The sequence below is a fragment of the Acidovorax sp. LjRoot66 genome, from assembly GCF_964253305.1.
Lineage (GTDB): Bacteria > Pseudomonadota > Gammaproteobacteria > Burkholderiales > Burkholderiaceae_C > Acidovorax.
Genome location: NZ_CAXUQU020000001.1, coordinates 4,456,803 through 4,473,743, shown reverse-complemented (window position 1 = coordinate 4,473,743; position 16,941 = coordinate 4,456,803). Strand labels below are relative to the sequence as shown.

Here is a 16,941-nt window from a genome sequence, read left to right as displayed (position 1 = left end):
CATGACAGAGGAACCTGTACCTCCCCCCGGCGCAGTCCCGGCGTGGCCTGCGCTCGCCAAAGAGTCTGCGCTGGATGCGCTGTTGCTCGGTAGCCTGGTTTTCGGGTTTGCCCTGCTGGGCATCCTGACCCGTCCCACCGGGGCGCTGGCGGCGTTCTGGCCCGCGAATGCGGTGTTGCTCGGTGTGCTGGTGCGCCGGCTGCGGCCGACCTCCGTGCTGGCCTGGTGCGGCGCGGCCGCCGGTTTCATACTCGCCGACGTGGTCATGGGCGGCACCTGGCCCAAGGTGGCCTGGCTGACACTGGCCAACATGGCCGGCGTCATCGTGGGTTACCTGCTTTTCTCACGCATACCCCTTGGCCACCGGCGCCTGCTGCAGCCCCTGTCGGTGGTCTACCTCATCGTGATCGTGGCCATGGCCTCGCTGACTGCGGGCCTGGTGGGCATGGTGATCAACCCGCTGCTCTTCCATGGATCGCGCGCCGACGGTTTGCTGATCTGGTTCACGGCGGAACTGGTCGATTACCTGGTGATCCTGCCCGTGATACTGACCATGCCGGCGTGGCGCCGCCCTCAGCGCGACCAACGGCACCGCGAGTTCGTGCTGCGCCTGGATCCGCTGAAACTGGCGCCGGCCTTGAGCCTGTTTCTGGGCGGGGCGCTGGGCATGGTCATCAGCGGGCCGGGTGCCGTCTCATACCTAGTGCCTGGCCTGCTGTGGTGTGCCCTGAGCTACAGCCTGTTCGTGACGGCGGTGCTCACACTGCTGTGCAGCGTGTGGACGCTGATGGCGGTATCGGTCGGCTACCTGCACCTGGGGTCGGACTTCGGCGGGCAATACGAACTGCAGTCGTTTCGCATCGGCGTGGCGTTGATGGTGCTGGCCCCACTGGCGGTGGCCAGCGTCATGGCGGCGCGCAACGAACTGCTGCGGCAATTGCAGCACGCTGCCACGCACGACCGCCTGACCGGGGTGCTCAACCGGGCGGGTTTCATCGACCAGGCCGAGGCGCTGTTCCGCGCCACGGCAGGCCGCCAGCGGGAGTTTTCAACGCTGATGCTCGATATCGACCACTTCAAGAGGGTCAACGACGTGTACGGGCATGCGGCTGGTGATCTGGTGCTGGCGGATTTTGCACAACTGGTCAACAGCTGCCTGCGTGACACCGACGTGCTGGGCCGCCTGGGAGGCGAGGAATTTGCGGTGCTGTTGCCCGACGTCTCTGCTGCAGTGGCCCAGGCGATTGCCCAGCGCATCTGTGTCGCCTGTGCCGCGCACTCCACCCTGCTGGAGGACGGAACGCCATTGATCTCCACGGTCAGCATCGGGGTGGCGCATGTGCCGGATGTGCCGGTGACGCTGGATGCTTTTCTTTCAGCCGCGGATGCGGCGCTGTACCTTGCCAAGCAATCGGGACGCAATCGGGTGGTGATCAGCGGCGACGAATCCCTGCCCGCTGCGACCGCCGTGCCGTAGTGCGCGCGCGGCGGTCGATGCTTCCAAATAACTTTGATGTCTTATTACTTGATTTATTGATCGTTGGTTTCTTTATGTTGCAATAGTACATTCCCTTATCCTTTCCAACCAGGGCCGGACCGGCGCCACAGGCGCGGGGCGGCCTTTTGTACTTTTCATGATCGACTTACGGGGTATCACCCAGATTTACCCGGGCCCACAAGGCCCGGTGGAAGCCCTTCGGGGTATCGACCTACATATCCATTCGGGCGAGGTCTTCGGCATCATCGGCAAGAGCGGTGCCGGCAAGAGCTCGCTGGTGCGCGTGATCAACCTGCTCAACCGCCCCACAGAGGGCGAGGTCATCGTCAATGGCCGCGACCTCACCAAGCTCAATGACGCGCAACTGCGCGCGGCGCGGCGCGACATCGGCATGGTGTTCCAGCATTTCAACCTGCTGTCCTCGCGCACAGTGTTCGACAACGCTGCGCTTCCACTGGAGCTGGCGGGCATGGACAAGGCTGCCATCCGCGAGCGGGTGAACCCGCTGCTGGAGCTGGTGGGCCTGTCGGCCCTGGCCAACCGCTACCCGGCGCAGATCAGTGGCGGTCAAAAGCAGCGCGTGGGCATTGCGCGCGCCCTGGCCAGCCGGCCCAAGGTGCTGCTCTCGGACGAAGCCACCTCGGCGCTGGACCCCGAGACCACGCGCGCCATCCTCGACCTGCTGCGCCAGGTGAACCGCGAGCTGGGCCTCACGGTGGTGCTCATCACCCACCAGATGCAGGTCATCAAGCAGGTGGCCGACCGCTTGGCCGTGATCGAGGCCGGCCGCATCGTGGAGCAGGGCAGCGTGCTGGAGGTGTTCACGCGCCCCCAGCAGGCCATCACCAAGAGCCTGATCGACGAAATATTGCCGCAGGAGCTGCCCGCCAGCGTGCTCGACCATGTGCGCAAGCTCACCGGCCAGCTGGCTGCCACGGCACCCGGCAACACGGGCCGGCTGCTGCGCCTGTCGTACTCGGGTGACAGCGCCTACCAGCCCATCCTGTCACAGCTGATCCGGGAGTTCGGCGTGGACATGAGCATCCTGCACGGCCAGGTCGACGAGATCCAGGACGAGACCTTCGGCTCGCTGGCCGTCTATGCGAGTGGTGAGCCTGAACGCCTGCGCGGCGCGGTGGAGCACCTGCGCGCCGGCGGCGTGGCCGTCGAAGAAGTCACGATTGAAACCTGAGGAGGCAACAAGCAATGTTCGACCATTTCACTCCGGCCATGCTGGAACTCTTCGCCTCATCTCTGTGGGAAACGCTCATCATGGTGGGCATCTCTGGTCTCGTCGGCGGCCTGCTGGGTGTGCCGCTGGGCGTGTTCCTGCGCCTCACGGACCAAGGCGGCGTGCTGGAAAACAGCCCCGTGAACAAGCTCGTGGGCTGGCTGGTGAATGCCGTGCGTTCCACTCCCTTCATCATCCTGCTGGTGGCCATCATCCCGTTCACGCGCTTCATCACGGGCTCGTCCATCGGCACGGCGGCGGCCGTGGTGCCGTTGACCATCGCAGCGGCTCCCTTCGTGGCGCGCCTGGTGGAGGCGGCCCTGCGCGAGGTCGACCACGGCCTCGTCGAAGCCGCTCAGGCCATGGGGGCTACCACCAGCCAGATCGTCTGGAAGGTGCTGCTGCCGGAGGCTTTGCCTGGCATCGTTGCTGGGCTGACCATTACCTTCGTGAGCCTTACCGGGTACTCGGCCATGGCTGGGGCCATTGGTGGTGGTGGGCTGGGGGATTTGGGGATCCGGTATGGGTACCAGCGGTTTCTGCCGGAGATCATGTTGGCGGTGGTGCTGGTGTTGATTTTCTTTGTGCAGGCGGTGCAGAGTCTCGGGGATTGGGCTGTGCGTCGGCTGAGCCATCGTTGATTTGTCGGCTGTGGTTGCTCTTTGCCTTGATTGAGGGCGGGAGCCGGGATGTGCGCCCGGCGGCGCAGTAACTTTCTCTTGAGTCGCCAAGAGAAAGTCACCAAAGAGAAGGCGACCCCCAGTCTGCGTCCCCCGTACGCCCTGTCGGGCGTACGGGGGCAACCTGCGATGCTCGGATCTGGGGTGGGCGTCGCTGAACTCGCTGCGTTCTTCGAACTCCGCTCAGACAGCAGCGACGAGCTAGATGACGAAGTGCATGTGTCCTGCGGCACATGCACCCACCCCAGCTCCTGCGCTTCTCGGCGCAGCCAGCAGGGGTGGGGGCGGGGTCACGGACGGCTGCTGCTTCGCAGCTGCGCCTGGGGTCGGTTACGCGCTGCGCGCTGCCGACGGTTGGGGCACGGTCACCCTGGCGAGCCGAGCGCAGCGAAGGACCACAGGCCGAGCGAAGCAATGGCCCGAGTGGAGCCCGCTCCCACCCCCTTCTGACCGTGCCGAGAAGCACAGGGCCTGGGGTGAGCGCGTGCCGAAGGACACGCGCATCGTTGTCTGGCTTGCCGCAGCTGTTTGAGCGGAGTTCGAAGAACGCAGCGAGTTCTGCGGCACACCCCAGGCCCGAGCATCGCAGGCTGCCCCACTCGCCCAACGGGCGAGTGGGGACACGGGCAGCGGGGTCGCCTTTTCTTGGCCTACCTTCTTTTGGCGACGCAAAAGAAGGTAGGTGCGCCGCCGGGCGCACACCCCGGCCTCCGCCCTTCAAAAGAAAACAGAAGCATCCACAGCCACAAAGCCGCAAAGCTCAAAAAAACAGATCAGCCCACCGTATCCCGGCTAACCCCAGCCGTCTGGCTGAACCCACCATCCACATACGTGATCTCAGCCGTCATCCCCCCGGCCAGATCCGACAGCAAAAACGCCGCCACATTCCCCACGTCCTCAATCGTCACATTGCGGCGCAATGGAGAAGAATCCGCCACCATCGACAGCAGCTTGCCAAAGTCCTTGATTCCGCTGGCAGCCAGTGTCTTGATCGGCCCGGCGCTGATGCCGTTCACGCGCATGCCCTTGGGCCCCAGCGCCTCGGCCAGGTAGCGCACGCTGGCTTCCAGGCTGGCCTTGGCCAGGCCCATGGTGTTGTAGTTGGGGATGGTGCGCAGCGCACCCAGGTAGCTCAGCGTGATCAGCGACGATTTTTCGTTGAGGTAGGGCAGGGCCGACTTGGCCATGGCCGGGAAGCTGTAGGCGCTGATGTCGTGCGCGATGCGGAACGACTCGCGCGACAGGCCTTCCAGGAAGTCGCCGGCGATGGCTTCGCGCGGAGCAAACCCGATGCTGTGCACGAAGCCGTCGAACTTCGGCCACACCTGGGCCAGGTCGGCGAACATGCGGTCGATCTGCTCGTCGCTGCCCACGTCGCAGTCGAAAATGAGCTTGGAGTCAAACTCGGCCGCGAAGTCGGTGATGCGGTCCTTGAAGCGCTCGCCCACGTAGCTGAAGGCAAGTTCTGCGCCCTGCGCGTGGCAGGCCCGGGCGATACCGTAGGCGATGGAGCGGTTGGACAGCACGCCCGTGATGAGCAGCTTCTTGCCGGTCAGAAAACCCATGGTTTGTTCTCCTGTGGAATTGGGGGAATGAATGGCGATGCAGGGCCGGGGATATTCACCGCGTATGGATATGTGCCATCCGCTGCAGGGCCGGCCGAACGTAGTGCAGAATTGTCGCATGCGGTTTTGGCTCACTTTTTTGCTGATGGGTTGTTGCACGGCACCGGCCTGGGCCGCGCACGGCTATGCGCTGTGGGGCGACTTGAAGTACCCGGCTGGCTTTGCCCACTTCGACTATGTGAACCCGGATGCACCAAAGGGGGGCGAGCTACGCATGGTGAGCAACCTGCGCTACTCCACCTTCGACAAGTACAACCCCTTCACCATGAAGGGGTCGCCGCCGGCCTACCTGTCGGACCTGCTGTTCGAGACACTGCTCACCGGCTCCATGGACGAAACCGCTTCGGGCTACGGCCTGCTGGCCGAAGACGTGGACGTGGCGCCCGACCGGCTCAGCGCAACGTTCCGCCTGCGGGCCGAGGCACGCTTTCACGATGGCAGCCCCGTGGAGGCGGCCGACGTCAAGCACACCTATGAGACGCTGATCAGCCCCCAGGCCTCGCCTGGCTACGCCACCTCTCTGCAGGAAGTGGCCGGCGTGGACGTGGTCGACAAGCGCACGGTGCGCTTTCGCTTCAAGCTGCCCAACCGCGAACTGCCGCTCACGGTGGGCAGCCTGCCCATCTTCAGCCGCGCCTGGGGCCGCCAGGCCGATGGCAAGGCCAAGCGCTTCGATGAGATCGTGACCGACACGCCCATCGGCAGCGGCCCGTACCGCATCGGTCCGGTGGCCTTCGGGCGCGACATCACCTATGCGCGCGACCCCAATTATTGGGGCCGCAACCTGAACGTGAACAAGGGCGCGTTCAACTTCGACAACATTACCGTCAAGATCTACAAGGACAACACCGCCCGGCTGGAGGCCGTGAAGGCCGGCGAGTTCGACTTCATGACCGTGTACTCGGCAGGCGATTGGGCGCGCCGCATCAACGGCAAGCTGTTCAAGCAGGGTGTGCTGGTCAAGAAGGACATGAAGCACCGCCTGCCTGCGGGCTTTCAGAGCTATGTGCTCAACACCCGCCGGCCCATGCTGAGCGACCCGCGTGTGCGCGAGGCGCTGGGCCTGGCCATCGACTACGAGTGGATGAACCGCCAGATGTTCTACGGCGGCTACCCGCGCGTGACCGACCTGTTCGGCAACACCGACTGCCAGGCCACCGGCACCCCCGGCCCCGAGGAGCTCAAGCTGCTGGAGCCCTGGCGTGGCAAGGTGCCTGAGGCTGTGTTCGGCCCTATGTACCAGCCGCCGGTGACCGAGGGCGAAGGCCATTCGCTGCGCGAGAACCTGCGCCGAGCCCGCCAGCTGCTGGCCGATGCGGGCTGGACCTACCGCGACGGGGCCCTGCGCAACGCCAAGGGCGACCCCATGGTGATCGAGTTCCTGGACAGCAAGGAGGGCGGTGCCCGCACCGTGACCCCCTGGATACGCAATCTGGAAAAGCTGGGCGTCACCCTGCGCTTTGCCACGGTGGACTATGCCCTGTACCAGCAGCGCCTGGACAAGTTCGACTTCGACATGATCAGCCTGGCGTTTCAGGGCACCTACAACCCGGGCCAGGAGATGCAGGAGTACTTCGGCAGCAAGCGCGCCGATGTCGAGGGCGCTGGCAACTACACGGGGGTGAAGAGCCCGGCCGTCGACGCCATCGTCACCAGATTGACGCGCGCCGACACCAAGGCCGAGCTGCTGCCCGCCTGCCGCGCGCTGGACCGCTTGATCATGCACAGCCACTACCTGATCCCGCAGTGGACCCTGTCGTCGCACCGCGTGGTCTATAACCAGCAGCGCTTGGCCTACAAGGAGCCCATGCCCCCCTATGCCAAGGCAGAAGAGTGGCTGATGTTCTCCTGGTGGAGCATCATCAAGCCATGATGGCCCAGCCCCCGATGCAGCCCTGACCCCTGGAGCCCAGCCACACGCCATGCTTGCCTACATCGCCAAACGCCTGCTGCTCATGCTGCCCACCCTGTTGGGCGTATTGCTTTTGACCTTTGCGGTGATCCAGTTTGTGCCTGGCGGCCCGGTGGAGCAGTACATGGCCGAGGCGCGCGCTGCAGCAGGCAAGGGGCGCGGTGCGGAAGGCGGCGGCATGGTCTACCGAGGTGACCAGGGTGTGGATCCCAAGCGGGTGGAGCAGATCAAGGCGCTCTATGGTTTCGACAAGCCCGCGCACGAGCGCTTCTTCATCATGCTGGGCCAGTTTGCGCGCTTCGACCTGGGCAAGAGCTTCTTCCAGAACAAGAACGTGTGGGAGCTCGTGAAGGAAAAGCTGCCTGTCTCCATCAGCCTGGGGCTTTGGACCTTTTTCATCAGCTACCTGGTTGCCGTACCGCTGGGCGTGGCCAAGGCGGTGCGCGCGGGCTCGCGCTTCGACCTGGTGACCACGCTGCTCATCCTGGTGGGCTATGCCATACCGGGCTTCGTGCTCGGGGTGGCGCTGCTGGTGATTTTTGGCGGGCAGCTGCAATGGTTCCCGCTGCGTGGACTGGTGTCGTCCAACTGGGACCAGATGACCTGGGGCGCGCGCATCGTCGACTACCTGTGGCACATCACCCTGCCGGTCACGGCCATGGTGGCCGGCAGCTTTGCGGTGACGGCCATGCTCACCAAGAACGCCTTTCTCGAAGAGATTCGCAAGCAGTACGTGCTGACGGCGCGGGCCAAGGGCCTGTCGGAGCGGCAGGTGCTGTGGAAACACGTGTTCCGCAACGCGCTGATTCCCATCATCACCGGCTTCCCTGCCGCCTTCATCGGAGCCTTTTTCGCCGGCTCGCTGTTGATCGAGACGCTGTTCTCGCTCGACGGCCTGGGCCTGCTCGGCTACGAGAGCGTGATCCGCCGCGACTACCCCGTGGTGCTGGGCACGCTGTACCTCTTCACCCTGATCGGCCTGGTCACCAAGCTCATCAGCGACCTGTGCTATGTGTGGGTTGATCCCCGCGTGAAGTTTGACTGACCGCATGAACCTGCCCTCTGCAAGTCCCTCCAGCAGCACCGCAGCCGCCATGCCGGTTGCCCCGCCAGCCGCCTCAACGGCCCCCGTGTCCCTTTCTCCCTCGCGCCGGGCCTGGCTGCGCTTCAAACGCAACCGCCTGGGCTTGTGGAGCCTGGTGATCTTCTGCGTGCTGGTGGTCATCAGCCTGGCGGCCGAGCTGGTCAGCAACGACCGGCCCCTGATCGTGCGCTACGAAGGGCAGACCTACTTCCCCATGCTCCAGACCTACCCCGAAAAGACCTTCGGTGGTGATTTCGAGACCCCCACGGACTACCTGGACCCCTTCATTCAGCAGCGCTTGAGCGCCGGCAGCAACTGGGCGCTCTACACCCTTATCCCCTACGGGCCCACCACCCTCAATTACTTCGCCAAGGAGCCCAATCCATCGGCCCCCACGCGGGACAACTGGATGGGCACCGATGACCGCGGCCGGGACATGGTGGCCCAGTTGCTCTACGGCTTTCGCGTCAGCGTGCTGTTCGGCCTGGCACTGACCTTCATCGGCACCGTGCTGGGCATCATCACCGGCGCGATCCAGGGCTTCTTCGGCGGCAAGACGGACCTGGCGTTCCAGCGCTTCATCGAGATTTGGGGCTCCATGCCCGAGCTGTACCTGCTCATCATCTTCAGTGCGCTGTTTGCGCCCAGCATCTCCTTGCTGCTCATCCTGCTCTCCCTGTTCGGTTGGATGGGACTGTCGGACTATGTGCGCGCCGAGTTCCTGCGCAACCGCCAGCTCGACTACGTGAAGGCCGCGCGCGCCCTGGGTGTCAGCAACGCACAGATCATCTGGCGCCACATCCTGCCCAACAGCCTGACCCCTGTGGTCACTTTTCTGCCGTTTCGCATGAGCGCCGCCATTCTGTCGCTCACCGCCCTCGACTTCCTGGGCCTGGGTGTTCCACCCGGCACGCCCAGCCTGGGCGAGCTGCTGAGCCAGGGCAAGAACAACATCGATGCCTGGTGGATATCGCTGAGCACCTTTGCCGTGCTGGTGATCACCCTGCTGCTGCTGACCTTCATGGGCGATGCGCTGCGCGACGCCCTGGACCCGCGAAAGGCCGACAAGTGAGCGCCGCATCCAGTCCAGGCATGGCACCTTCGGGCCCTTTGCTCGATGTGCGCGATCTCCATGTGCACTTCGGCACCAAGGAAGTGGTGAGCGGCGCCAGCTTCACCATCGCCCCCGGCGAAAAGCTCGCCCTGGTGGGCGAATCGGGCTCGGGCAAGACCATCACCGCGCTGAGCCTGCTGCGCCTGGCGGGCGATGCCCGGGTCAGCGGCCAGGCGCTGCTGCGCGGGCGCGACCTGCTGGCGCTGAGCGAGCGTGAGATGCGCGGCGTGCGCGGCGGCGAGATCGCCATGGTCTTCCAGGAGCCCATGACGGCGCTGAACCCGCTGATGACCATAGGCCAGCAGATCGCCGAGATCCTGCAGCTCAAGAAGGGCCTCACGGGCGCGCAGTGTGCCCAGGCCGCCATCGAGCTGCTGGCCAAGACCGGCATCCCGGAGCCTGCGCGCCGGGCCAATTCTTTCCCGCACCAGCTCTCGGGCGGGCAGCGCCAGCGCGCCATGATCGCCATGGCCCTGGCCAGCGAGCCGCAACTGCTGCTGGCCGACGAACCCACCACTGCGCTCGACGTGACCCTGCGCGGCCAGATCCTTGACCTGTTGTCCGACCTGCAGCGCCAGACCGGCATGGCCGTGCTGCTCATCACCCATGACCTGAACCTGGTGCGCCGCTTTGCTGACCGCGTGGCCGTGATGGAGCAGGGCGTGCTGGTGGAGCAGGGCGCAGTGGCCGAGGTGTTCGGTGCGCCCCAGCATGCCTACACCCGCAAGCTGATGCAAAGCCAGCCCCAGCGCGACGTGACCGAAATCGCACCTGCGCCCGGCACCCCGCCCGTGCTGCAGGCCAGCGACCTGCGTGTGGTCTACCCCACGCCACTGCCTGGCTTGCGTGGCTGGTTCAAGAAGGGCGAGTTCGTGGCCGTGCAGGGCGCCAGCCTGGCGCTGCCACCCGGCCGCACGCTCGGGGTAGTGGGTGAATCAGGCTCGGGCAAATCCACCTTGGCCCAGGCCATTCTGGGGCTGCTGCCGTTTGGCGGATCGCTGCAGGTGGCCGGGCAGGGCTGGCAGGCGCCGGCCATGCGCAATTCACCGGCCAACCAGCAACTGCGCCGCAAGGTGCAGGTGGTGTTCCAGGACCCGTTCTCATCGCTGTCGCCACGCCTCACGGTGGAAGAAATCGTGGGCGAAGGCATGCGCGTGCACGAGCCCACGCTCAGCGTGGCCGAGCGGCGCACCCGCGTGGAGGCGGCCCTGGCCGAGGTAGGCCTGACCGAGGCGCAGTTCCCCGGCCTGCTGGCGCGCTACCCGCATGAATTCTCGGGCGGCCAGCGCCAGCGCCTGGCCATTGCGCGCGCGCTCATCGTGCAGCCGCAGCTGCTGGTGCTCGACGAGCCCACCAGCGCGCTCGACGTCACCATCCAGCAGCAGGTGCTCAAGCTGCTGCAGCGCCTGCAGAAGGAAAAGGGGCTGAGCTACCTGCTCATCACCCACGACGTGCAGGTGATACGCGCCATGGCGCACGAGGTGCTGGTGATGAAGGACGGCAACGTGCTCGAAAGCGGCCCCGTGGGCCAGGTGCTGGATGCACCGCAGCACCCCTACACGCAGCGGTTGGTAGCGTCTGCCGGGCTGGACTGATACGCCATACGGCCGCCTTGTCAGGCGTACGTGTCGACCTTGCTGCCCAGGCCACTCAAGGCCTGGCCTTCAGACTTTGCGCGTTGCTCGCGTGCCGCCTGGGCTGCCACCTCGGCCTTCTGGGCCTGTGCGGCCTGCTGTTCCTGCTGCCGCGCGCGCTGGATGGCAGCGATCTGCGCCTGCACCATCTGGATCTGGGCCTGCAGCAGCTTGACCTTCTCCTTCTTGGCCTTGGCGTCCATGTCGGAGGTGGCCACGTTCTTGAGTTCTTCGGTCAGGGACTGCAGCTGCTTTTGCAGCTTGCCGATCTCGCTGCCGCCGCCGCTGCTGGACGAAGACACCTTGCCGGCCGATGATGAGGAGGAGACTTGCATGCCTCCCTTATCGGCAGGGTGGGCGCAAAACTTTAGTGCGGTGTGGGGTTTCTCAACTCTTCGGTGGGGCTGCCGGAGCCGGGCCATCCTGCGCCACCCACAGCACCTTGTCCACCTGCACCCCGAGTGCCTGGGCCTTGGCCAGCAGTTGCTCGCGCACGCCGGGCGGCAGTGTCTTGGTGCGCGACAGGATCCAGAAGTAACCCCGGTTGGAGCCGACCACCATGGACCACTGGTATTCCGGGTCCAGGGCCACCACGTTGTAGCCACCATAGAAGGGGCCGAAGAACGAGACCTTGAGGGCGCCCTTGTCGGACTCGCCGGCAAAGCGGGCCTTACCCTCGGCCTCTTTCCAGCGGTCGCGGCTTGGGTCGTAGCCGCGGTTGATCACCTGGATGGTGCCGTCGGGGTTGGGGAGGTAGTTGGCCGTGGTCTGCTGCAGGCCGCGCTCGAACGAATGGTCCAGCCGGGCCACCTCGTACCACTGGCCTGCATAGCGCTGCGCGTCGAAGCCCGCCACCGGCTCAATACCGGCAGGTGGGTGCGTGGAGCAGGCCGTGAAGAACAGCACCGCGCCCAGTGCCAGCACGCCAATGGTGTTGGGCAGGAAGCGGCGGCCGGCAGAGCGCGCCGCACCGGTGCGGGCAGCGGTGGCGGCGTGCTGTGGATGTTGTTCTGGCGTGTCTCGCATGGCTCGCAGTTCAATCGTGTCAGGCATGGTGTTGTCCCTGGCTGAGGGGTTCGTCGCAGTCCTTGGCATGGGCCGGCCATTGGGGCGGGCGCTGCCTGTTCTGCGGCGGTGTGGTCAATGTAGTGAGGGCACTGGCCGCCGCGTGTAGGCGCGCGCTGGCATCCCCTGTCGGCGGGAAGGGGGCTGCGCGGCCATGCTGCGCAGCGCCCCCTGGTCACCGCCGCGCATCACACCATGGGGCGGCGCCGTTGCAGGTGGGTGGGCTGGAAGTCCGCCGGCGTTATTGCCACAAAAGTCACGGTTTGGCGGCAGGAGTGGGGCGGCCATACTGCCCGCGCAATCCCCGCGCCTGCTGGCACAGAACTTGAAGGCTCCCAGGGGGCAGGGCACTGCAGGGTAGAGTGGCACCAGCCCTGTGCCGCCTGGCGCGCCCAGTTCTGTTCCCCCGCTTGCATGAGGTCCTTCGCATGACGACATCCACCGCCACCGTCCCGGGCACAGCGCCCACCGGCCCTGCCAAGGGTCCGCCCCCCGTGGTCGACCACCTGCGGTTTCTGCGCAAGCATGAGCATCTGTCCCCGACCTTCGGCAACGACGGTTTTGCGCGCAAGGCCGAGGCCTTTGCACGCGTGTTCGGAACACCCAAATTCCTGGCTGCGCAAACCGCGTTCGTCGTCGTGTGGATAGTGATCAACCTGACAGGGGTCGCGAAATTCGATGCCTACCCCTTCATCCTGCTCAACCTGGCGTTCAGCCTGCAGGCGGCCTATGCTGCGCCCCTGATCCTGCTGGCGCAGACGCGCCAGGCCGAGCGCGACAAGGCGCTTGCCGATGCCGATGCCCAGCACCGTGAAGACCTGGCCCGGGCCACCGAGCAGCGCCAAGCCATTGCCACCCAGAACACCGCCCAGTTGATCGAGTTGCTGGAGCAGAACACCCGCCTGACCGAGATGACCAAGAAGCTCAGCGAGCGCATCGAAACCCTCACGGTGGAAATGCACCACCGCATGCACTACGTGCCCGCCCTCGCGCGGGCCCAGCAACAGGCCGATCAGCCGGGCATCCAGCAGTCTGGCGGGCCCGGCAGCAGCTATGGCGGCAGCGGTGAGGGCGGTCCGCGCCAAGGATGAAGGACCACGCCATGTTCGCTCGCTACCCGCTTCCTGCCACCGATCGCGCCACAGCCCTCGACACGGCTTGCGACCTGCAACTGCTGCAGGCCCACTCCGTGCCCGGGCGGCCTCTCACGCTGCTGTACGTGGGGCCGGAGCGCACGCTGATCGTGCCAGTGGACGCCGCCGGCGCTGCCCCGCATGGTGCCGCGATCACCCTGGCCCTGGGCACGCACAAGACCGCTCGCGCATTCTTCCGCCGCGACATACCGACCCCGTTGGAGCTGGAAAACGCCATCGCCAGCGTCGAAGACGAGGTCTACCTGGCCCACCGGCAGTACGCTGCGCAGGGCAATGCATCGGGTACGGCCTGGTGGTCCACCGACGCGCATCTGGTGGCCCTGGCTGAGCTGGCCGGCGTGCCGCGTGCACCCGCCATGCTGCTCACGCTGGAGGCCATGGAGCGCCTGTTCCAGCGCCTGGCCGTCGTGTCCGAAGGCCGGCCCGCTGCCAGCGAGGGCCTGCCCGAGAGCGTGGAATTCGCCACCACCTTGCTGCTGCTGCGCGAGCTGATGCACCACATGCCGTTTGCCGAACTGCACCTGGTGGGGCCGTCGCTGGGGTGAATCGACCTTCTCCTTCTGTCAGCTGGAAAGATTCCAGGAGTAAACCGCAAACTCGTGGACCGGCTTGAATCCGAGGGCCTGGGCCAGTTCGTAAGAGGCCCGGTTGCCCTTGAAGCAATCCCACCCCGGCTCCAGCCCGCGCCGCAGGCACCCATCGATGAACGCCGTGGCTGCGGCCCTGGCCAAGCCCCGTCGTCGGTAGCCGTCAAAGGTACAGATGTCGACATCGTGCCGCCGGTCGTTCACGAAAACCGAGTAGCACAGGCTGGCTATCCGCCCCTCGTGAAGCACGCAAAAGCCGATGCCATCGCGTTCGAACTGCGCGTCGGAGGCCCACATGCCTGCCGCGAAGGGGTAGGGGCCTTCGGCAAGTTGCCGCAGCAACGCGATATCCATGGGCACCAGGCGGAGGCCTGGCGGGAGGGGCTGCTCGGCACGCTGCGCCGCAAACCGGCTGCGGTCGAACGAGAAGCCCACGCGCTGCAGCTTTTGCATGTTGGGCACCTGGCGCTGGTCGAGCACCGGCTCCCAGCCGGCGTGGCCCGGGTACAGGATGAAGAAGTCCCGGTGGGCAGACCCTTGCAGCCAGTCCAGGCAGGCCGTTGCAAATGGCGTGTCGGGCCAGTCGCCCGCCAGCACGCAAAAGCCGTTGTCGTAGACAAAGGCGGTGCGCAGGTCCCCGGCTTGCGGTACAAAGATGCGGCCCCGGGTGTGGCCCGACAGCACGGCGCCCATGATCTCGGTGCCCGCGTGGAGCCCATCGAGCAGCGGGGTCAGTAGGTGGAAATCTTCTGCATTCAGTTCATGCATGGGGCCGATTGTGCCAACGCTCAGCCCCTGATTTCAGCCAGCCCCTGTGCCCGCCACCCCCGTGGCGATTGCCCAAAACGCTCCTTGAACGCCCGGCTGAAATGCGCCGCGTCGTTGAAGCCCCAGCCGAACGCGATCTCCGCCACCGAGGTCTTCGTGCGGCGTGCATCCAGCAGCTCGCGGCTGGCGCCATCCAGGCGCTGGCCCCAGAGGTAGTGCGATGGTGACTGCGGCTCGGCCTTGAACAGGCGGTGCAGGTGGCCGCTGGACATGCCCAGGTCGGTGGCCACGGATTCGATGGTCAGCGCCGGGTCGCGCAGCCGGCCATCGATGTGCCGCTTGATGCGCGCCACATGGTAGGCACCCATGGTCGAGGGCTCGGCCCGGCTGCAGGCGGGCAGCGACTGCAGGCCGGCCACCAGCACGCTGATGACGCCGCTGGCCACGGCAGCGGCCGAGGCGGCGGGCAGGGTGTCCACCTCGCCGCGCAAGGCGGTGACCATGCTGGCCATCAGGTGCCCGGCCCCGCTGCGGCCCGAGACGGTGGTGGCCGTCAACTGTTCGGTACCCGCCACCAGCGCACGCAACTGCTCGCCGCGCAGCTTGAGCACGATCTCCTCGAAGTCCTCGCTGAACTGCAGGGTGTAGGGCCGCGTGCTGTCGTACAGCGCAAAGTCGCCGGGGGCCACGGCGGCGTTGCGCCCGTCCTGCGAGATGACGCCGTGGCCCTTGGTCTGCAGGCTCACGATGAAGCAGTCGTCCGTGGCGCGCGAGATGAAGCTCGGCGTGCGCACCACGCGCTGCGCGCAGGAGCGCACCACCGACAGGTCCAGCCCCGGCAGGTGGTGGCTCTGGATGGAGCCGCCAAAGCGGTCGCCACGCGGCGCATCGCATTCGAGCTGCACGTAGGTGGTGCAGATCATGTCGGTCCAGTAGGCCAGCCGGTCGCGCGGGGCAATGGGGTCGGTACTCAAGAGTTGGCTCATGGCGGGTCTCCTACGGATTTGCCTTCAACCGTCTAACGTCGTTGGGGAGCCTTGCCGTGCTAAAGCACTGTCTTCGGCTCCCCGCCTAGCTATTGTCCCGAGTTAGAAATTCGTTGAATAAATCTACCGAAAACCCCCGCCATGCGTCGTTGCAAATGCTCGCCATGCGCACGGCATGTCTGCGCTTTGCGCCTAGCTTGGCAGCGATTTCGGCAGATTTCTTTCTTCAACGAACTTCCAACTCAGAACACTAGCCGGCCGAATGCAAATCCGTCGCTAATGCTGGACAGGGCAGGGGAGCGTGGCTGCTCGCAATCATCCTCCTGCTGCGCCCATTGTTCAAGCAAGGCCCATGCCGGTAAACCCGGGGCGGCGAGCCTGGATCAAGCCTGGGGAGACTTTCAGTCAAGTCGCCGTCCGCGTGGCTTTGCGGCAAGAGCCGCGAGACCCACAGGCAAGACGGCGCGCGGCTTCGGCCCGAGCATTCGGGAACCGCAGCAGGCATTGCCCGCGCACGGCCCCAGCCCCCCTTCAACTTGATCGACAGGACCCATCCATGCCCGCCACCCTCCACCCCAAGCTGCGCGTAGCCGCCGTCCAGGCCGCGCCCGTGTTCCTCGACCTCGACGCCACCATCGACAAGACCATTGCGCTGATGAAGGAGGCGGCCAGGCAGGGCGCGCAACTCGTGGCCTTCCCCGAAACGTGGATCCCCGGCTACCCCTGGTGGATCTGGCTCAACTCGCCCGCCATGGGCATGCAGTATGTGCAGCGCTACAACGACAACTCGCTGGTGGTCGGCTCGGCCGAGTTCCAGCGCCTGGCGCAGGCCGCACGCGACATCGGTATCTGGATGTCCACCGGTTACAGCGAACGTGCCGGCGGCAGCCTCTACATCGCCCAGGCCCTGTTCGACGATCAGGGCCGCGTGGTCAAGACGCGGCGCAAGCTCAAGCCTACCCACGTGGAGCGCACCGTGTTCGGTGAGGGCGACGGCAGCGACCTGGCGGTCATGCCGACCGCCATCGGCAATGTCGGCATGCTCGCCTGCTGGGAGCACCTGCAGCCCCTGAGCAAGTACGCCATGTACGCGCAGAACGAGCAGATCCACATCGGCGCCTGGCCCAGCTTCTCTTTGTACCGGGGTGCGGCCAACGCCCTGGGGGCCGAGGTCAACAATGCCGCAAGCCAGATCTACGCGGTCGAAGGCGGCTGCTTCGTGGTCGCGCCGTGTGCCACCGTGTCGAAGGAGATGCACGCCATGCTCTGCACCGACGACCTGCAGCGCCAGTTGCTGCTCGAAGGCGGCGGTTTTGCGCGCATCTACGGCCCTGACGGCGCATTGCTGGGTACACCGCTGGGCGAGAAGGAAGAAGGCTTGGTGATTGCCGATATCGACCTGGGCACGATCTCCCTGGCCAAGACCGCCGCCGATCCTGCCGGCCACTACGCCCGGCCCGACGTCACGCGGCTGCTGCTCAACCAGACGCCGGGCGACCGTGTGGTCTCGCAGGTACCCGCCGGCATGGCGGCAGCGGCGGCCAACGAAGCCAGCGCCGAGCCCGCACCGGTGCTGGCCGAGTCCTGAGCATTGCGCACCGGA

General features: G+C 65.9%; 15 protein-coding genes. 10 read left to right on the top strand and 5 right to left on the bottom strand.

Features of this window, described 5'->3' with window-relative positions; translation table 11 throughout:
* Position 1 precedes the first annotated feature (1 nt).
* The 3 genes from ACSQ3Y_RS20995 to ACSQ3Y_RS20985 all read left to right on the top strand — a co-directional run bounded on the left by ACSQ3Y_RS20995 (position 2) and on the right by ACSQ3Y_RS20985 (position 3,370).
* Positions 2-1,477 carry a diguanylate cyclase gene (locus ACSQ3Y_RS20995; protein WP_436178752.1) on the top strand — a complete coding sequence of 492 codons (1,476 nt, stop codon included), beginning with the start codon at positions 2-4 and terminating at the stop codon, positions 1,475-1,477.
* 157 nt (positions 1,478-1,634) lie between these two features.
* Entirely contained in the window at positions 1,635-2,690 is a 1,056-nt protein-coding gene (locus ACSQ3Y_RS20990; protein ID WP_436178751.1) for a methionine ABC transporter ATP-binding protein, read from the top strand.
* 14 nt (positions 2,691-2,704) lie between these two features.
* The gene (locus tag ACSQ3Y_RS20985) at positions 2,705-3,370 is read left to right on the top strand and encodes a methionine ABC transporter permease (RefSeq protein ID WP_057206961.1); all 666 of its coding nucleotides are present in this window, start codon (positions 2,705-2,707) and stop codon (positions 3,368-3,370) included.
* 812 nt (positions 3,371-4,182) lie between these two features.
* On the opposite strand, the gene fabI is transcribed toward ACSQ3Y_RS20985, so the two are convergent.
* Positions 4,183-4,974, bottom strand: a complete 792-nt coding sequence (fabI, locus tag ACSQ3Y_RS20980; RefSeq protein WP_436178750.1) for an enoyl-ACP reductase FabI — start codon at positions 4,972-4,974, stop codon at positions 4,183-4,185.
* Between the two features lie 118 nt (positions 4,975-5,092).
* Between fabI and ACSQ3Y_RS20975 the strand changes: the two genes are divergently transcribed.
* The 4 genes from ACSQ3Y_RS20975 to ACSQ3Y_RS20960 are packed head-to-tail and all read left to right on the top strand — an operon-like array spanning position 5,093 to position 10,739.
* Positions 5,093-6,907 (top strand): extracellular solute-binding protein, encoded by a 1,815-nt coding sequence (locus tag ACSQ3Y_RS20975; protein WP_436178749.1) that lies wholly within the window; start codon positions 5,093-5,095, stop codon positions 6,905-6,907.
* A 49-nt stretch (positions 6,908-6,956) separates the two neighbouring features.
* Complete coding sequence (locus tag ACSQ3Y_RS20970) at positions 6,957-7,991, top strand: microcin C ABC transporter permease YejB (RefSeq protein ID WP_057206956.1); 1,035 nt, start codon at positions 6,957-6,959, stop codon at positions 7,989-7,991.
* 4 nt (positions 7,992-7,995) lie between these two features.
* On the top strand, positions 7,996-9,102 hold the full coding sequence (locus ACSQ3Y_RS20965; RefSeq protein ID WP_436178748.1) for an ABC transporter permease: 1,107 nt from the start codon (positions 7,996-7,998) through the stop codon (positions 9,100-9,102).
* 20 nt (positions 9,103-9,122) lie between these two features.
* The gene (locus tag ACSQ3Y_RS20960; RefSeq protein ID WP_436180148.1) at positions 9,123-10,739 is read left to right on the top strand and encodes an ABC transporter ATP-binding protein; all 1,617 of its coding nucleotides are present in this window, start codon (positions 9,123-9,125) and stop codon (positions 10,737-10,739) included.
* 20 nt (positions 10,740-10,759) lie between these two features.
* Here the strand turns inward: ACSQ3Y_RS20960 and ACSQ3Y_RS20955 are convergent, their stop codons facing one another.
* Together ACSQ3Y_RS20955 and ACSQ3Y_RS20950 are read right to left on the bottom strand one after the other, a co-directional pair.
* A complete protein-coding gene (locus ACSQ3Y_RS20955; RefSeq protein ID WP_428000382.1) occupies positions 10,760-11,113 on the bottom strand; it encodes a FlxA-like family protein in 354 nt (117 codons plus the stop codon).
* Between the two features lie 52 nt (positions 11,114-11,165).
* Positions 11,166-11,831, bottom strand: coding sequence for a lipocalin family protein (locus ACSQ3Y_RS20950; RefSeq protein ID WP_436178747.1), 666 nt, complete (start codon positions 11,829-11,831; stop codon positions 11,166-11,168).
* Positions 11,832-12,271: 440 nt separating this feature from the next.
* Here ACSQ3Y_RS20950 and ACSQ3Y_RS20945 point away from each other — a divergent pair, with 440 nt between their 5' ends.
* Together ACSQ3Y_RS20945 and ACSQ3Y_RS20940 are read left to right on the top strand one after the other, a co-directional pair.
* A complete protein-coding gene (locus ACSQ3Y_RS20945; RefSeq protein WP_436178746.1) occupies positions 12,272-12,934 on the top strand; it encodes a DUF1003 domain-containing protein in 663 nt (220 codons plus the stop codon).
* A gap of 11 nt (positions 12,935-12,945) precedes the next feature.
* On the top strand, positions 12,946-13,542 hold the full coding sequence (locus tag ACSQ3Y_RS20940; RefSeq protein WP_436178745.1) for a hypothetical protein: 597 nt from the start codon (positions 12,946-12,948) through the stop codon (positions 13,540-13,542).
* An 18-nt stretch (positions 13,543-13,560) separates the two neighbouring features.
* On the opposite strand, the gene ACSQ3Y_RS20935 is transcribed toward ACSQ3Y_RS20940, so the two are convergent.
* Together ACSQ3Y_RS20935 and ACSQ3Y_RS20930 are read right to left on the bottom strand one after the other, a co-directional pair.
* Positions 13,561-14,352: a GNAT family N-acetyltransferase gene (locus tag ACSQ3Y_RS20935; protein WP_436178744.1), complete on the bottom strand. Its 792-nt coding sequence runs from the start codon at positions 14,350-14,352 to the stop codon at positions 13,561-13,563.
* 20 nt (positions 14,353-14,372) lie between these two features.
* Positions 14,373-15,338, bottom strand: a complete 966-nt coding sequence (locus ACSQ3Y_RS20930) for a helix-turn-helix domain-containing protein (RefSeq protein WP_436178743.1) — start codon at positions 15,336-15,338, stop codon at positions 14,373-14,375.
* Between the two features lie 556 nt (positions 15,339-15,894).
* Between ACSQ3Y_RS20930 and ACSQ3Y_RS20925 the strand changes: the two genes are divergently transcribed.
* Positions 15,895-16,926 (top strand): carbon-nitrogen hydrolase family protein, encoded by a 1,032-nt coding sequence (locus tag ACSQ3Y_RS20925; RefSeq protein ID WP_436178742.1) that lies wholly within the window; start codon positions 15,895-15,897, stop codon positions 16,924-16,926.
* Positions 16,927-16,941 lie beyond the last annotated feature (15 nt).

Bases quoted from the DNA above. Each gene is read 5' to 3' on its own strand.
- ACSQ3Y_RS20995 (WP_436178752.1), top strand. From the start codon at position 2: ATGACAGAGGAACCTGTACCTCCCCCCGGCGCAGTCCCGGCGTGGCCT.
- ACSQ3Y_RS20990 (WP_436178751.1), top strand. From the start codon at position 1,635: ATGATCGACTTACGGGGTATCACCCAGATTTACCCGGGCCCACAAGGC.
- ACSQ3Y_RS20985 (WP_057206961.1), top strand. From the start codon at position 2,705: ATGTTCGACCATTTCACTCCGGCCATGCTGGAACTCTTCGCCTCATCT.
- fabI (WP_436178750.1), bottom strand. From the start codon at position 4,974: ATGGGTTTTCTGACCGGCAAGAAGCTGCTCATCACGGGCGTGCTGTCC.
- ACSQ3Y_RS20975 (WP_436178749.1), top strand. From the start codon at position 5,093: ATGCGGTTTTGGCTCACTTTTTTGCTGATGGGTTGTTGCACGGCACCG.
- ACSQ3Y_RS20970 (WP_057206956.1), top strand. From the start codon at position 6,957: ATGCTTGCCTACATCGCCAAACGCCTGCTGCTCATGCTGCCCACCCTG.
- ACSQ3Y_RS20965 (WP_436178748.1), top strand. From the start codon at position 7,996: ATGAACCTGCCCTCTGCAAGTCCCTCCAGCAGCACCGCAGCCGCCATG.
- ACSQ3Y_RS20960 (WP_436180148.1), top strand. From the start codon at position 9,123: ATGGCACCTTCGGGCCCTTTGCTCGATGTGCGCGATCTCCATGTGCAC.
- ACSQ3Y_RS20955 (WP_428000382.1), bottom strand. From the start codon at position 11,113: ATGCAAGTCTCCTCCTCATCATCGGCCGGCAAGGTGTCTTCGTCCAGC.
- ACSQ3Y_RS20950 (WP_436178747.1), bottom strand. From the start codon at position 11,831: ATGCCTGACACGATTGAACTGCGAGCCATGCGAGACACGCCAGAACAA.
- ACSQ3Y_RS20945 (WP_436178746.1), top strand. From the start codon at position 12,272: ATGACGACATCCACCGCCACCGTCCCGGGCACAGCGCCCACCGGCCCT.
- ACSQ3Y_RS20940 (WP_436178745.1), top strand. From the start codon at position 12,946: ATGTTCGCTCGCTACCCGCTTCCTGCCACCGATCGCGCCACAGCCCTC.
- ACSQ3Y_RS20935 (WP_436178744.1), bottom strand. From the start codon at position 14,352: ATGCATGAACTGAATGCAGAAGATTTCCACCTACTGACCCCGCTGCTC.
- ACSQ3Y_RS20930 (WP_436178743.1), bottom strand. From the start codon at position 15,338: ATGAGCCAACTCTTGAGTACCGACCCCATTGCCCCGCGCGACCGGCTG.
- ACSQ3Y_RS20925 (WP_436178742.1), top strand. From the start codon at position 15,895: ATGCCCGCCACCCTCCACCCCAAGCTGCGCGTAGCCGCCGTCCAGGCC.